Below are 14,165 nucleotides of genomic sequence, written 5' to 3' on the forward strand. Positions count from 1 at the left end.
CTTGCCAGGTCTACCTACTCGCGTCCTGGCGGCGCACCATCTCGTTGATCCAGCTGGGCGCGAACGGGGAGGTGCAGTTCGGCGGGGTCGGGTAGTCCTTGAGCACCTCAAGGCGCTCCCCGATGTCCAGGGCGCGGGCGCGGTGCCCGGCGTGCTCGATGCCGATCTGGGCCAGGCAGTGGTTCATCGCCCACTGCAACCGGTCCGGGGCTTGCTTCATCCGCGCCTCGATGAGGTCGAGCAGGCCGGACAGGTCGAGGCCCTCCGGCTTCTTGACCACGCGTTCGCTGGTCAGCGCCCAGCCCGCGCTGGCCACCACCGGGTCGGGGTCGGCGAACCAGGCCTGCCGCAGCTCCTCGGCGTGCGGGCCCTTCTTCACCACGTAGTTCACCAGCCAGTCGTGCACCTTGGGGACGCGCGCCTCGCGCAGCATGGCGTCCAGCTCGTCCCGCTCGAAGGCCTTCGGACGGCAGATCAGCAGCGCCAGCAGCCTGGCCGCGGTGTCGCCGGTGGCCCAGAGCTCGCGGGCCAGGTCCTGCTGGGTCTTCAGCCGCTTGGCGATCGCACGCAGCTTGCCCAGGTTCACCCCGTGGTCGTCGCCGTGCTTCTCGTTCACCGCGCGCATCTTCGGGTCCTCGAGCGCGGCCAGCTCGGCCCGCAGCTCGGCCACCGTCGTCTCCGCCACCGATGTCTCCTCGCCTCGCCAGTGGTCGCCAGCCTACGAGCAAGGCCCGACAAACCAGGTGATCGACGGGGGCGCGGCGGGGAGGATGACCGGGTGACGCTCACCAGCGAGTCCCCCGCACCGCTGACCTTCCGCTCGCTGCTGCCACTGGCCTCGGTCAGCATCTCGGTGGGTCTGGCCGTCGCGCTGGCGATGCCGTTCTTCGGGCTGTTCCTGACCACCCAGGTCGGCGTCGGCCCAGTCGGCCTTGGCGGCTTCCTGCTGGTCATGCCGTTGGCGGGGCTGGTGGTAAGCGCGTACCTCGGCAGGCTGTCCGACCGGCGGGCGGTGCGGCGCAACCTGCTGGTGGCCGGCTCGCTGGCGGGCGCGCTGGGCTCGCTGGCCTTCGCCGTGGTGCGCGACTACTGGGTGCTGCTCGGCATCTCGGTGACCCTGCTGGCGGTGGCCTCCTCGGTGCTGGCGCAGATGTTCGCCTACGCGCGGCAGGCCGTGGAGCGCAGCGGGTCGGCCAGGGCGCCGGTGGTGATCAGCAGCCTGCGCACGCTGATCTCGCTGGCCTGGGTGGGCGGGCCGCCGCTGGCCGCGCTGCTGGTGTCCTGGGCCGGGTACACCGGGCTGTACCTGGCCAGCGCCGGGTTCTACCTGCTGGTCGCGGTGTTCACCTTCCGGCTGCCGGAGCTCGGCGGCCACAGCTCGTCCCGGCTGACCGGTCGGCCGGGCGGTCCGGCGCGGCCGGAGCTGGTGTGCGCGGTGCTGGCCTTCGCCGCGTTGCAGGGCGCGCTGTCGCTGGGGGGCAAGGCGCTGCCGCTGTACGTGACCGCGGACCTGGGCGGCACCGAGTCCGACGCGGGCCTGATCCTCGGGCTGTGCGCCGCGCTGGAGATCCCGCTGATGCTGGGCTTCGGGGTGCTCGCGGTGAAGCTGGACCAGCGGCGGCTGGTGCTGCTCGGCGCGGTGGTCTCGGTGGTGTACCAGGCGAGCATGGCGGCCACCGTGGCCACCTGGCAGGTCGCCGCGGCCCAGGCGCTCAACGCGGTGGTGATCTCGGCGCTGATGGGCGTGGGCATCTCCTACTTCCAGGCGCTGGCCCCGGACCGGCCGGGCTTCACCACCACGCTGTACTCCAACACGCTGACCGCGGGCGGCATGCTCGCCGGTCCGCTGCTCGGCCTGGCCCACCAGCTCGGCTACCGCACCGCATACTTGATGAGCCTGGCCCTGGCCGTGCTCGGCGTGGTGCTGCTGGTCATAACCGGGATGATCGCGCGCAGGGCCGGTGTTGTGCCTGGTGGCGAGACGAGCGAAGAGAGCGGAGCGAGAACATGACCGCGGCGAGTGAGAAGGCCGTACTGGCCGGTGGCTGCTTCTGGGGCATGCAGGACCTGTTCCGCAGGCACCCCGGCGTGCTCACCACCAGGGTCGGCTACACCGGCGGCGACGTGCCCAACGCGACCTACCGCAACCACGGCAGCCACGCCGAGGCCATCGAGATCGTCTTCGACCCTGCCCAGCTGAGCTACCGCCAGATCCTGGAGTTCTTCTTCCAGATCCACGACCCCAGCACCCGCGACCGGCAGGGCAACGACATCGGCGCCAGCTACCGCTCGGCCATCTTCTACCTCGACGAGGAGCAGAAGCGCCTCGCCGAGCAGGTCATCGCCGAGGTGGACGCCTCCGGCAAGTGGCCGGGCAAGGTGGTCACCGAGGTCACCCAGGCGGGGGACTTCTGGGAGGCCGAGCCGGAGCACCAGGACTACCTGGAGCGCTACCCGAACGGCTACACCTGCCACTACGTGCGGCCGGAGTGGCAGCTCGGCGAGCGCTGACCCTGGGATTACCCTGATCTTTCTGGCGGTGCGCCGCCGTTGTGGGCAGTATCGGGTCGTGTGAGACCTGCTACCACACGTAATCGAACCCTGCTGACGTTGGTCGCCGGCGCGCTGGCGGTGTCCGGCGCGGTCGTGGCGCCGGGCGTGGCCTCGGCCGCACCGGCGCCCTCGGTCAACTGGCAGCCCTGTCCGGACGCCGCCGGCGTCGACTGCGCGACCATCGACGTCCCGGTGGACTGGGCCAAGCCTGCCGGCGACAAGATCCAGATCGGGCTGGCCCGGCGCAAGGCCAAGGACCCGGCCAAGCGCATCGGCGCGATCCTGATGGACCCGGGCGGCCCCGGCGGCTCCGGCGTCGGCTCGGTCAAGTCGAGCGAGCAGTTCACCGAGGCCGCCCGCGAGCGCTTCGACCAGGTCGGCTTCGACCCGCGCGGGATCAACACCAGCAGCAAGCTGCTCTGCGACCGCGACCTGGCCAGCCAGGCCACCGCGGCGCGGCACCCCACCAGCCAGGCCGACTTCGACAGGCTGGCCGGGCTGAACCGGCAGCTGCACGACAGCTGCCGGGCCAACTCCGGCAAGCTGGCCGACCACGTGGACAACCTGAACACCGTCCGCGACATGGACGCCATCCGGGCCGCGCTCGGCGAGCAGAAGCTGACCTACGTCGGCTACTCCTACGGCAGCCTGATGGGCCAGCAGTACGCGGAGAAGTTCCCGCACCGGGTCCGCGCGCTGGTGCTCGACGGCAACATGGACCACAGCCTGAACAGCGCCTGGGACTTCATGCGCAGCGAGACCGCGCCGGTCGAGCTGGGCTTCCTGAAGTTCGCCAAGTGGTGTGACACCACCACGACCTGCGCGCTCCACGGCCAGGACACCAAGAAGGTCTACGCCGAGCTGAAGGCCAAGGCCAAGGCGGGCAAGCTGATCGGCTCCGGCGGCAAGCCGGTGGACTTCTACCAGCTGGCCGGCCAGGCCTTCGGCGTCACCCGCCCGGCGAACTGGAGCCACCTGGCCACCGCGCTGCGCAACCTCAAGGACGGCTCCGGCTCCGAGGCGCTGGAGGCCCTGGCCGGCCCGGTGGCCAACGTGCCGTACCCGTCGATCTGGTGCAGCGACTGGAGCTACCCGGTGCGCGACTACGCCGAGTACCAGCGCCTGCGCGACCGGCTGTCCCGCCAGTTCAGCAACGTCGAGTGGACCCCCTACGTCGACCACGCGCTGACCTGCGTGAACAGCGGCACCAAGACCACCAACCCGCAGCGCCGCCTGGAGATCCGCAACGCGCCGCCGCTGGTGATGATCGGCAACATCCACGACCCGGCCACCGTGTACGAGTGGAACCTCACCGCGGCCAGGCAGAGCGGCGCCCACCTGATCACCTATGAGGGCTGGGGCCACACCGCCTACCGGCAGACCGGTCCGAGCCCGTGCGTGAACGCGGCGGTGGACGACTACCTGATCAACCTCAAGACGCCGAAGCGGGGCCTGTCCTGCCCGGCCACCGAGAAGCCCGGCGCGGCCGAGAAGGCCAGCCAGGAACCGATGGTCGGCCCGTACCAGGCCGCCTGACGGACGCGATGGCCACGGACTCGCCCAGCGGGTCCGTGGCCACCCCGGTCACGCCATCTGACCGAGCGGCAGCCGCAGCACGAGCTCCCCCTCGTCGACCTCCCCGGTGAGCTCGAAGCCGAACCGCCGGTAGAACGGCCACGGCTCCCCCTCCCCCGGCTGGTAGCTGGTGAGCAGCTCGGTGCCCCCGTCCGCGCGGATCAGCGCCACCACCAGCCGCAGCACCTGCTCGCCGTAGCCGCGCCGCTGGTGCCGGTGGTCGATCAGCAGCCGCCACAGGAAGTACGGGCCGAGCACGCCGGGACGGCCGGGCGGCACGTTCCAGCTGAGCATGACGAACCCGACCGGCTCGTCCCCGGCGTAGACGGCCCGGTACCAGGGCTCGTCCTCCGGGTTCTCGGCGGCGTCGGCCAGCGACTGGGTCACCGAGGCGACGAACTGCTCCTGGTCGGGCCGCACGCGCAGCGCGCACACCGCGTCCCGGTTCTCCTCGGTGATCTCGCGCAACCGCACCTCGGTGGTCCCCATGGAACCACCTTCCCACGGCGGGCGCGCCAGTCAGCCACCTTCCCGCTCGGTGAGCCTGGCGCGGTAGGCCACCCGGTCCGGGCTGTCCGGGCGCAGCGCGCGGTCGTCGCGGAACAGCTTGCGGATGGCGTTGAGGACCGGTTCGGGGGTGATCGAGGCGGCTGCCGCGAGCGCGCCGACGTAGCCGGGGACCGCGATCTCGGCCCGGCGGGTGCGCACCGAGCGCAGCACGGCCGCGGCGATGGCCTCGGGGGTGACCTTGGGGATGGGCTTCATGTCCAGGCCCGCGGACAGGGCGGTGTCCACCGCGGAGGGGAGCACGGTGGTGATGCTGACGCCGCGGCTGGCGTACTCGCGGCGGGTGGCGGCGCTGAGGCCGACCACGGCGAACTTGCTCGCGTTGTACATGGCCAGTCCGGGCACCGGGAACTTCCCGGCCAGCGAGGCGATGTTGACGATGTGGCCGCGGCCGCGGGCCAGCATGCCGGGCAGGGCCAGTCGCATGCCGTGCACCACGCCGAACAGGTTGACCTCCACCATCAGGCGGTTGACCCGCTCGTCCAGGTCCAGGAAGCCGCCGTTGGGCATCACACCGGCGTTGTTGACCAGCACGGCCGGCTCGCCGTCGGCAGCCTCGGTCAGGAAGGCCCGGAAGGAGTCTTGGTCGCGGACGTCGAGGTGGTGCGCGGTGCCACCGAGCTCGGCCGCGGTCTTCCTGGCCAGTGCCAGGTCCAGGTCGCCGATGGCCACCCGGGCGCCCCGGCTGGCGAAGGCGGCCGCGGTGGCGCGGCCGATGCCCTGTGCGCCACCGGTGATCGCGACCGTGGCCCCACGCAGGTCCAGCGGCGGGTAGCGGGTCATGCGGCGACTCCCCTGGCGATCGCCGCGCGCACGCGGTCGGGCGCGTGCCGCCTGGCAGCGTCCACTGTGGACTGAACTCGGCGCGGGTCCATGAAGTTGAAGCCCATCGCGACCAGTTCGGCCGGACCCGGTTCGACGCGGATCACCTTGGTGCCGCGCAACTTGCGGAGCTCTCGGTTGAGGCCGAGGGTCATCCGGCGGCGCAGCAGGCGCTCCAGGCGGGACAGGCCGGTGGCGGGGGCCGGGTGTTCGCTGGTCATCGGGGCCAGCACGACGAGCTCGTCGAGTTCGAGCGGGGCGAGCAGGTCGGCGGAGACCGAGGAGACCGTGCCGCCGTCCAGGTAGTGCCGACCGGCGATGAGCACCGGCGGGAACCAGCCGGGGATGGCCCAGGACGCGGCGATCGCCTGTCCCAGACCGGCTTTGGGCGCATCCGGCGAGCCGAAGGCGACCCTGGCGCCGGTGCCGGCGTCGGCGGCCACGATCCAGGTGGCCGGGTGGGCGACCCAGTCGCCGACGCTCGCGGTCCGCTCGTCCGCGCGCCGTTCATCGGCCAGGCTGGCACCCAGCTCGCGCAGCCAGCCCGCGTCACCCCCGCCCCTGGGCAGCAGTCCGGCCAACCGCGCGGTGAGGTCGATCTCGCCGCTGCTGAGGAGTCCGCGCGCGGGCCAGCCGAAGCGCGGCAGCGGCGGCCGTTTCCCTGGATGGTGGGCCAGGTGCCGGGCGAGGACCGGGTCCTCGGTGCCGTCGAGCGCGGCCACGATGTCGTCAGCGGAACGGCCGGAACCCAGCAGCGCCACCATCTCCGAGCCCGCCGAGGTGCCGAGCAGGACCTCGGCGGTGCGCGGGTCCCAGTCGAGTTGCCGTTGCACCGCTTGCAGGGCGATGGCGGTCCAGGCGAAGCCGAGGGTGCCGCCGCAGCCGATCGCGAGCCCCCGCCTAGGCATAGGAGTAGTCCGAGAGCGGGAAGCGGGAGGCTTCGCGGTGCGCGTTCACCGTGGAGGTCGGGCGGAGCAGGGTGGCCTCGCCGTGCTGGTTGAAGTAGTAGCTGTTCGCGGTGGCGCACTGGCCGAGGGCGAACACCGAGTCGCCCACCCGGTCGGTCATCCGGGCCAGGAACCGCTCGTTGGCCTGCTCGGTGACCTCGAAGACCTGCGCGCCACGCTTGCGCATCGCGGTGAACAGCCGGTCCATGTGCTTCATCTGGCACTCGATGGTGGTGAAGTAGGACAGGCCGCTGTAGGAGTACGGGCTGTTCAGCGAGACGAAGTTGGGGAAGCCGGGCACGGTCACGCCCTCGTAGGCCTGGAACCGGTTCTCCCGCCACCACTTGCCCAGGTTCTTGCCGTCCCGGCCGATGATCTCGATGGCCGGGAAGTTGACGTCCCACAGGTTGAAGCCGGTGGCCAGCAGCAGCACGTCGATGTCGGTGCGGCGGCCGTCCGCGGTGACGATGCCGCGCTCGTCGACCCGCTCGATCCTGGTCGTCTCCAGGTGCACGTGCGGGCGGGTGAAGGCGCGGAAGTAGGTGTTGGAGAAGGTGGGCCGCTTGCAGCCGAAGGAGTAGTCCGGGGTGAGCTTGCGGCGCAGCTCCGGGTCGGGCACCTGGCGGCGCAGGTGCGCGCGGCAGGACCGCTCGGCCAGCCGGTTGGCGATCCGCAGCCGCCGGTAGTGCACCACGCCGGTGATCATCAGCAGTTCCAGCACCGCGCTGCCGATCAGCCGCACCGCGCGCTGGGCCGGTGGGAAGGCCGCGAACAGCCGCCGGACCGCGGCCGGGATGCGGTAGTCAGGTTTGGCGCTGACCCAGATCGGCGTGCGCTGGTAGACGGTCAGCTCGGCGGCGACCTTGGCCACCTCGGGGATCAGCTGCACCGCGGTCGCCCCGGTGCCGATGATGGCCGCCCGCTTGCCGGTCAGGTCGTAGTCGTCGTCCCAGGCGGTGGTGTGGATGACCTTGCCGCCGAAGGAGTCGATGCCCTCGATGTCGGGCACCTTCGGCTGGGAGAGGAAGCCGGTCGCGGTGAGCAGGTACCACGCGGTGACGCTCTCCCCGCCCGCGATCGACACCCGCCAGTGGGTCTCGGCGTCCTCCCAGTACGCGCCGGTGACCACCGTGCCGAAGCGCATCGAGGAGCGCAGGTCGTACTTGTCCGCCACGTGCTCGGCGTAGCGCTTGAGCTCGGCGCCGGGGGCGAACAGCCGGGACCAGTGCGGGTTGGGCTCGAAGGAGTAGGAGTAGGTGGACGAGGGGATGTCCACCGCGAGGCCCGGGTAGCGGTTGACGTGCCAGGTGCCGCCGAGGTCGTCCTCCCGCTCCAGGATGAGCAGCCGGTGGAAGCCGAGCCGTTTCAACTGGATCGCGGCGCCCATGCCGCCAAAACCGGCTCCCACGATCACGGCGTCGTACTGCGCGGCCATAGGTGACCCTCCGTAGCGGAATGGGATGTCACTAGCGGAACGATATGTCATTCCAGTGTCGGCGACAATAGACTGCGACCATGACGTCCAGTGCCACCTCGCCCAGCCGGGCCGAGCGGAAGAAGCAGGAGCTGCGCCGCGAGATCATCGACGCGGCCTTCGACTGCTTCGCCGAACGCGGGTACCACGCGACCGCGATCGCCGACATCGCCACCCGCCTCGGCATCGGGCACGGCACCTTCTACCGCTACTTCCAGAACAAGCGGGACATCGTCGACCACGTCATCGACGACCTGATCGACCGCATCAAGACCGCGCTCACCGAGGAGAACGCACCCGACGCGGTGTCCACTTTGGACGGTTACCGGGCGCAGACCGCGCGGATCGGCGAGTCACTGGCCCGGATCTTCCAGCAGGACTCCCGGGTGCCCCGCCTGCTGCTGTTCGAGGCCGCGGGCATCGACAAGGCCATGGCCGACCGGGTGCTGGACTTCTTCGACCTGGCCACCGCGCTGACCGCGGCCTACCTCACCCACGGCGTCGAGCTGGGCTACCTGCGCGCCGACCTGGACGTGGACAACACCGCCAGCGCGATCACCGGCATGATCCTGGCCTCCGCGCTGTCCTCGCTGCGCAAACCGGAGGGCGAGCACCAGCGCAAGCTCAGCGAGGCGGTGCGCCGGCTGATGTACGACGGCATCGCCGCTCAGCCGGCCGAGCACTGACCCGAGGTCCGCAGCAGGTCCGCCGCCGCCGAGGACCAGTCGGGGAAGTCGAACTCGAAGCCCGCGTCCAGCAGCCCGGCCGGGATCCGCTGGGCGGCGCGCAGCTCGCGGATGAACTCCCGCTGGGGCAGCGGATGCGGCGCGGCGAGGTTGACCGGGCCGCTCAGCTCCGGCCGCGCCAGCAGGAAACGGATCGCGCGCACCAGGTCCCGCCCGTGGATCCAGGACAGCCACTGCGCGATGGCCGCGCCGACGGCCCTGGTGGAGTCGATCCGGGAGTCCATCATCTCGCGCAGGTTGGCCGCGGTGTAGCGGCAGCTCACGGCGCGCCCGGCCAGGTTCACCACGGCGTCGCAGCGTCGATCTCCCGCGCCCACGGGCCTGGCGTGCGGCCGTCCCAGCGCACCTGACGAATACCGGGGGGTGGCCACCGGTCGTCTGCTCAGCACCACCACCTCGTGCCCGAGCAAGGCCAGGTCGCGCAGTCGCTCACTATTCCCCTCGGGCTGTGACCGGTGACTCGTTTCCGCCAGCCGCTTAATCAGGCGATTGCCACCGCGAAACCGGTTACCCTAATTGAGTGAAGCTGGGGGGCCGAACACGCTTGCCTCCCCCAGCCGCAGTCCTGATCGCCACTGGCTCAGACCCGCCGGGAGCCCCACCGATGTCAAGCAGTACCGCCATTTCCGAACCGCGCCAGGAGCAAGCTCCAGCGCGCACCGGGCTCCTGATCGGAGTGCTGGTCGCCTCGGCCTTCGTGATGATCCTCAATGAGACGATCATGAGCGTCGCGCTGCGGGACCTCACTGTCGACCTCAAGGTGCCGACCACCACCGTGCAGTGGCTGACCAGCGGCTTCCTGCTCACCATGGCCGTGGTCATCCCGACCACCGGCTTCCTGCTCGAACGCTTCACCCCGCGCCAGGTCTTCCTGGTCTCGCTCTCGCTGTTCAGCCTCGGCACGCTGCTCTCCGGTGTCGCGCCCGGCTTCGAGGTGCTGCTGGCCGGCCGGATCGTGCAGGCCATGGGCACCGCGGTGATGATCCCGCTGCTGATGACCACGGTGATGCGCCTGGTGCCGCTGGAGCGGCGCGGCGCGACCATGGGCACCATCAGCATCGTGATCGCGGTGGCCCCGGCCATCGGGCCGACCATCGGCGGCGCCGTGCTCAACTGGCTGGGCTGGCGCTGGATGTTCCTGATCGTGCTGCCGCTGGCCCTCGCCGCGCTGGTGACCGGCGCGCTGCTGCTGAAGGTGGAGAGCGAGACCCGGCTGGTGCCGCTGGACGTGCTCTCGGTGTTCCTGTCCGCGATCGGTTTCGGCGGCGTGCTGTACGGGCTGTCCTCCTCCGGCGAGTCCGCCGGTGGGCACGCGCCGGTGCCGCCGTGGCTCTCCGTGGTCATCGGCGTGATCTCGCTGCTGGTCTTCGGCTGGCGGCAGCTGCGGTTGCAGCGGGAGGACCGGGCGCTGCTGGACCTGCGGCCGTTCACCCACCGCCGCTACGTCATCGGGCTGGTGCTCTCCGCGCTGCTGTTCATCTGCCTGATCGGCGTCGGCGCGATCATGCTGCCGCTGTACCTGCAGACCGTGCTGAAGACCACGACCTTCGTCAGCGGCCTCGCGGTGCTGCCCGGTGGCCTGGTCCTCGGCCTGCTCGGCCGCCCGGTGGGCAAGCTGTTCGACAAGGTCGGCGCCCGCCCGCTGGTCATCCCCGGCGCGGCAGCCATGGCGGTGGCGATCTGGCTGTTCTCCGCACTCGGCCCCGGCTCGCCGCTGATCGCGGTGATCGGCATCCACGTGCTGCTGATGATCGGCCTCGGCCTGATGATGACCCCGCTGATGACCGAGAGCCTGTCCTCGCTGCCCGAGCAGCTGTACTCGCACGGCAGCGCCATCCTGGCCACGCTGCAGCAGGTCGCGGGCGCCCTCGGCACCGCGGTGTTCATCACCGTGTCCACCCTGGGCAGTGCGCCCGGCGCGACCAGCCCGGACGTGGACGGCCTGCACCTGGCGTTCATGGTGGCAGGCGGCATCGGCGTGGTGGCCTTCGTCGGCGCGCTGTTCGTCCGCTCCTCCGGCAAGAGCACGGCGGCCACACCCGTCCACTGAGCGCTTGACGACAGCGCTTCACGACAAGGAGAACGGCGGTGGCCACCCGGCCACCGCCGTTCTTGTGTGTCTGGCCCGGTCTCAGCGCACAGCCGCCGGACGACAGTCCGCGGACCACTGGTTGATGTCATACGGCGGCGCGGCCACGTCGATGAGCTTGTCCTGGCCGAGGTCGCAGCCGGGCGAGGTCAGCCGGTAGCGCCCGGCCGGACCGGACACTCGCGCCTTCCCTGCGGCGTCGGTCCTGGCGGTGAACTCGTGCCCGTTGTGCACATCGGTCAGCCGCAGTTCCCGGTCCGCCAGCTCCTCGCCCGTATCCGCCCGGCCGTTGCCGTCGGCGTCCTGGAACAGCACACCGGTGGCGCTGCCGTCCAGCCCGGTCACCTTGGCCTGCGAGTCGTCGCTGGGCTGGCCGTCGGAGTACTCCTCAGCCTGGCTGAAGTCGCAAGCCTGGTGCAGGTAGCCACGCTCGGCGCTCTTCGGCCGCACGGTCCCGCGCGCCCGGTACTCCCTGGTCTGGCCCGGCTGCACCGTGGTCCCCGCGCCGTAGGCGAGTTCGCCCCACGCCTGGTCCGAGATGTCCAGGGCGAGCCCGTTGTCGCCGCGGTCGCAGGCGATGCTGACGCCGGTCAGCGGCCGCGCGCTGATGTTGGTCAGGGTCACCGTCACCTCGCCCTTGCTCCCGGCCGGGTAGCTCGCCTTGTCCAGGACGAGCTTGGCCCGCAAGGACTCCGACAGCGGGCGCAGCGCCCGGACCGGCACCACCGTGTCGGCCACCGACCCGTCCAGGCGGAGCTGGGCCGAGAAGTTGCGGACCCAGCCATCCGGCAGGCTCGCCGTCGACAGGTCGTGCGTGCCCACGGGCACGCCGGGGAAGACGTAGCGGCCCTCGGCGTCGGTGACCGCGATGCGTTCCTCGGGCTCGTCCTGCACGCGCAGCGCCATCCTGGCCCCGGCCAGCCCCTCCCCCGGCGCCGGCGAGCCGCTCAGGTCGGCGTCGCCGTAGACCTGTCCGCTGACCGACACCTTGGTCTCCGCCGGGACCACCCGCACCAGCGCGGGTCCCTGGTCGTCGGCGGGGTTGACGTCATTCGGCGAGAGTGGGCCAAGCGCGAACTGGGCGTCGCCGCGGTACTGGCCGAGCCTGCCGCGCAGCGTGTACTCCCTGGTCTGCCCCGGCAGGTAGCTCGCGCCCAGCCCGGTGGGACCAAGGTCGCCCCAGTCGGCCATGTCCTGGATGTGGAACCCGGTGCCGGAGATCGAGCGTTCGTGCTTGCGCAGGTAGTAGGCGCCCCGGTCACCGACGTTGGTCACGGTGAGCTTGACGGTGAGCGGGTCCCCGGCCAGGTAGGTGCCGCTCGGCACGGTGACCGTGCTGCGGATGTCCGGCCCGGACGCCGCGCTCGCCGTGCCCACGACCAACCCGTTGGCCAGCAACGACAACACGACCGCGCCGGTCAGGATCCGGGCGGATGAGAATGCCATGCGATGCCCCCTAGTTCGCTTCTGCCACTCACACCCCGGGGACGCGACCGAGGTTGCCAGCGGTGACCCACGTCACTCCCCCGGCTCCGGGTAGACCATCACCAGCACGGCCCGGTCCGCACCGGTGCGCCCCTGGTAGAGGTGCGGACGGGCGGCGTCGAAGCGCACCGAGTCGCCCGCGTCCAGCTCGACCGGCGCGTCGGCCGGACCGGTGGTCAGGCCGCCACTGGTGAGCACCAGGCACTCCTGCACACCGGCCGCGTGCGCGCGCGAGTCCTGCCTGGCCTGGGCGACCTCGATGTCGTAGATCTCCACCGTGCCGCGCGCCCGCAACCGGTGCAGCAACCGGGCGCTGACCGCCTCGCCCAGCACCTCCGGCCGGTCGTCCGCGGCGCGCACCACCTCCACCGCGACGGCGGGCCGGTCCAGCAGCTCGCCGAGCGGCACGCGCAGCGCGGTGGCCAGCGCCCACAGCGTGCTCAGGGTCGGGTTGCCCTGGCCCTGCTCGATGCCGTGCAGCGTGGTCTTGCTGATGTCGGCGGCCGCGGCCAGGTCCGCCAGCGAGATACCGGCGGCCGAGCGCAGCCGCTGCACGTTCCCACCGACGACTTGCGTCAACTCCATGCGTACCAGCATAGTGGTATACACGTACCAGCACAACGAACGGGGTCACGATGACAGTGAGCAGGCTCCGGGAGATCCCCGGCATCGGAGTGGACCTGCTGGCCGACGCGGCGGACGCCACCGCCGACCCGGACCTGCTCCGCCTGGAGAACCTGGACACCGACCTGCGTCCACCCGCCATCGCCTTGGCGCACACCAGGTCGGCGATCGAGGAGGACGCCGCCAACAGCTACCTCCCGTTCCAGGGCAGGCACTCCTTACGCGCGGCCGCGGCGGCGCACGTCGGCCGCATCGCCGGCCGCGAGTACGACCCGGACACCGACTGCGTGAGCGTGGTCGGCGGCCTCAACGGCATCCTCAACACCCTGCTGGCCACCGTGGAACCGGGCCAGGAGGTGGTGCTGTGCGACCCGGTCTACGCGGGCCTGGTCAACCGGGTCCGGCTCGCGGGCGGCCGCCCCCGCTTCGTCCGCACCGAGCCAACCCCCGCGGGCTGGCAGCTCGACCCGGACGCGCTGGCCGCCGCGGTCGGCCCGGACACCGCCGCCGTGCTGATGATGGCCCCGGCCATGCCCAGCGGCCTGGTCCTGGACCACCGGCACTGGGCGGCGCTGGCCGATGCCTGCACGCGGCACAACGCCTGGCTGGTCTACGACGCGGCCATGGAACGCATCCGCTTCGACGGCCTGCCACCAAGTCACCCGGCCGCGCACGAGGGCCTGGCCGACCGGGTGATCACCGTGGGCTCGGCCTCCAAGGAACTGCGGATGACCGGCTGGCGGGTGGGCTGGGTGGTCGGCCCGGCGCCGATCGTGGCCGACATCCGCCTGGTGGGCCTGACCAACGTGGTCGCCCAGGTCGGCCTGGCCCAGGAGGCGGTCGCGGCCGCGCTGAGCGCCCCCGACGCCGAGTCCGACGTGGCCGCGGCGACCGCCGAGTGGCAACGGCGCTGCGAGACCGTGCTCGCCCAGCTCGACGGCTACCCGGTGATCCGCCCGCACGGCGGTTGGTCCCTGTTGCTGGACACCCGGCCACTGGGCCTCACCCCGAAGGAACTCTCCGGCCGCCTGTTCGAACGCGGCCGGATCGCGGCCACCCCGATGAACTGGTGGGGCCCCAGCGGCGAGCACTACTTACGCCTGGTCTTCACCAACGAACCAGCCGAGCGACTCAACGACCTCGCCGACCGTTTCCGCCAGTCGCTCTAACTCCACCGCCGTGTTGGCCGTTGTCGTACGGAGTGTTGGCCGTTGTCGTACCGGGTGTTGGCCGTTATGGACGGCGTGTTGGCCGGGTGGGCGTACCAGTTCGGCCAACACTGT

14 protein-coding genes are annotated in these 14,165 nt (G+C 71.4%); 6 read left to right on the forward strand and 8 right to left on the reverse strand.

All coding sequences use genetic code 11. From position 1 onward, the window contains the following. Positions 1 to 10: 10 nt before the first annotated feature. Complete coding sequence (locus N8J89_RS24690) at positions 11 to 685, reverse strand: DNA alkylation repair protein (protein WP_283659384.1); 675 nt, start codon at positions 683 to 685, stop codon at positions 11 to 13. A 93-nt stretch (positions 686 to 778) separates the two neighbouring features. On the opposite strand from N8J89_RS24690, the gene N8J89_RS24695 reads away from it, so the two are divergent. The 3 genes from N8J89_RS24695 to N8J89_RS24705 all read left to right on the forward strand — a co-directional run bounded on the left by N8J89_RS24695 (position 779) and on the right by N8J89_RS24705 (position 4,089). Further along, the gene (locus tag N8J89_RS24695) at positions 779 to 2,011 is read left to right on the forward strand and encodes a sugar efflux transporter (RefSeq protein WP_283659385.1); all 1,233 of its coding nucleotides are present in this window, start codon (positions 779 to 781) and stop codon (positions 2,009 to 2,011) included. After that, positions 2,008 to 2,511, forward strand: coding sequence for a peptide-methionine (S)-S-oxide reductase MsrA (gene msrA / locus N8J89_RS24700; RefSeq protein WP_283659386.1), 504 nt, complete (start codon positions 2,008 to 2,010; stop codon positions 2,509 to 2,511). Before N8J89_RS24695 ends, msrA begins: the two co-directional genes overlap by 4 nt. 99 nt (positions 2,512 to 2,610) lie before the next feature. Continuing rightward, positions 2,611 to 4,089: an alpha/beta hydrolase gene (locus N8J89_RS24705; protein ID WP_283659387.1), complete on the forward strand. Its 1,479-nt coding sequence runs from the start codon at positions 2,611 to 2,613 to the stop codon at positions 4,087 to 4,089. 48 nt (positions 4,090 to 4,137) lie between these two features. Here the strand turns inward: N8J89_RS24705 and N8J89_RS24710 are convergent, their stop codons facing one another. From N8J89_RS24710 to N8J89_RS24725, 4 genes are read right to left on the reverse strand one after another with little or no spacing between them, the layout of a single operon-like run. After that, a complete protein-coding gene (locus N8J89_RS24710) occupies positions 4,138 to 4,617 on the reverse strand; it encodes a GNAT family N-acetyltransferase (protein WP_283659388.1) in 480 nt (159 codons plus the stop codon). A 30-nt stretch (positions 4,618 to 4,647) separates the two neighbouring features. After that, positions 4,648 to 5,478 carry an SDR family oxidoreductase gene (locus tag N8J89_RS24715; RefSeq protein ID WP_283659389.1) on the reverse strand — a complete coding sequence of 277 codons (831 nt, stop codon included), beginning with the start codon at positions 5,476 to 5,478 and terminating at the stop codon, positions 4,648 to 4,650. Further along, the gene (locus tag N8J89_RS24720) at positions 5,475 to 6,425 is read right to left on the reverse strand and encodes a patatin-like phospholipase family protein (RefSeq protein WP_283659390.1); all 951 of its coding nucleotides are present in this window, start codon (positions 6,423 to 6,425) and stop codon (positions 5,475 to 5,477) included. Before N8J89_RS24720 ends, N8J89_RS24715 begins: the two co-directional genes overlap by 4 nt. Continuing rightward, positions 6,418 to 7,899, reverse strand: coding sequence for a flavin-containing monooxygenase (locus tag N8J89_RS24725; protein ID WP_283659391.1), 1,482 nt, complete (start codon positions 7,897 to 7,899; stop codon positions 6,418 to 6,420). Before N8J89_RS24725 ends, N8J89_RS24720 begins: the two co-directional genes overlap by 8 nt. A gap of 80 nt (positions 7,900 to 7,979) precedes the next feature. Between N8J89_RS24725 and N8J89_RS24730 the strand changes: the two genes are divergently transcribed. Further along, complete coding sequence (locus tag N8J89_RS24730; RefSeq protein ID WP_283659392.1) at positions 7,980 to 8,624, forward strand: TetR/AcrR family transcriptional regulator; 645 nt, start codon at positions 7,980 to 7,982, stop codon at positions 8,622 to 8,624. Here N8J89_RS24730 and N8J89_RS24735 read toward each other — a convergent pair. Then, complete coding sequence (locus N8J89_RS24735; RefSeq protein ID WP_283659393.1) at positions 8,606 to 9,094, reverse strand: Rossmann-fold NAD(P)-binding domain-containing protein; 489 nt, start codon at positions 9,092 to 9,094, stop codon at positions 8,606 to 8,608. The two genes, N8J89_RS24730 and N8J89_RS24735, sit on opposite strands and share 19 nt — an antisense overlap. A gap of 194 nt (positions 9,095 to 9,288) precedes the next feature. Here N8J89_RS24735 and N8J89_RS24740 point away from each other — a divergent pair, with 194 nt between their 5' ends. Next, on the forward strand, positions 9,289 to 10,734 hold the full coding sequence (locus tag N8J89_RS24740; protein WP_283659394.1) for an MDR family MFS transporter: 1,446 nt from the start codon (positions 9,289 to 9,291) through the stop codon (positions 10,732 to 10,734). An 81-nt stretch (positions 10,735 to 10,815) separates the two neighbouring features. Here the strand turns inward: N8J89_RS24740 and N8J89_RS24745 are convergent, their stop codons facing one another. Continuing rightward, positions 10,816 to 12,219, reverse strand: coding sequence for a carboxypeptidase-like regulatory domain-containing protein (locus tag N8J89_RS24745; protein ID WP_283659395.1), 1,404 nt, complete (start codon positions 12,217 to 12,219; stop codon positions 10,816 to 10,818). Between the two features lie 72 nt (positions 12,220 to 12,291). Next, positions 12,292 to 12,843 carry a helix-turn-helix domain-containing protein gene (locus N8J89_RS24750; protein WP_283659396.1) on the reverse strand — a complete coding sequence of 184 codons (552 nt, stop codon included), beginning with the start codon at positions 12,841 to 12,843 and terminating at the stop codon, positions 12,292 to 12,294. A 50-nt stretch (positions 12,844 to 12,893) separates the two neighbouring features. Between N8J89_RS24750 and N8J89_RS24755 the strand changes: the two genes are divergently transcribed. Further along, positions 12,894 to 14,051: a pyridoxal phosphate-dependent aminotransferase gene (locus N8J89_RS24755; RefSeq protein ID WP_283659397.1), complete on the forward strand. Its 1,158-nt coding sequence runs from the start codon at positions 12,894 to 12,896 to the stop codon at positions 14,049 to 14,051. Positions 14,052 to 14,165 lie beyond the last annotated feature (114 nt).

It is taken from the genome of Crossiella sp. CA-258035 (assembly GCF_030064675.1).
GTDB lineage: Bacteria > Actinomycetota > Actinomycetes > Mycobacteriales > Pseudonocardiaceae > Crossiella.

Bases quoted from the DNA above. Each gene is read 5' to 3' on its own strand.
- N8J89_RS24740 (WP_283659394.1), top strand. From the start codon at position 9,289: ATGTCAAGCAGTACCGCCATTTCCGAACCGCGCCAGGAGCAAGCTCCA.
- N8J89_RS24730 (WP_283659392.1), top strand. From the start codon at position 7,980: ATGACGTCCAGTGCCACCTCGCCCAGCCGGGCCGAGCGGAAGAAGCAG.
- N8J89_RS24715 (WP_283659389.1), bottom strand. From the start codon at position 5,478: ATGACCCGCTACCCGCCGCTGGACCTGCGTGGGGCCACGGTCGCGATC.
- N8J89_RS24725 (WP_283659391.1), bottom strand. From the start codon at position 7,899: ATGGCCGCGCAGTACGACGCCGTGATCGTGGGAGCCGGTTTTGGCGGC.
- N8J89_RS24755 (WP_283659397.1), top strand. From the start codon at position 12,894: ATGACAGTGAGCAGGCTCCGGGAGATCCCCGGCATCGGAGTGGACCTG.
- msrA (WP_283659386.1), top strand. From the start codon at position 2,008: ATGACCGCGGCGAGTGAGAAGGCCGTACTGGCCGGTGGCTGCTTCTGG.
- N8J89_RS24720 (WP_283659390.1), bottom strand. From the start codon at position 6,425: ATGCCTAGGCGGGGGCTCGCGATCGGCTGCGGCGGCACCCTCGGCTTC.
- N8J89_RS24745 (WP_283659395.1), bottom strand. From the start codon at position 12,219: ATGGCATTCTCATCCGCCCGGATCCTGACCGGCGCGGTCGTGTTGTCG.
- N8J89_RS24710 (WP_283659388.1), bottom strand. From the start codon at position 4,617: ATGGGGACCACCGAGGTGCGGTTGCGCGAGATCACCGAGGAGAACCGG.
- N8J89_RS24750 (WP_283659396.1), bottom strand. From the start codon at position 12,843: ATGGAGTTGACGCAAGTCGTCGGTGGGAACGTGCAGCGGCTGCGCTCG.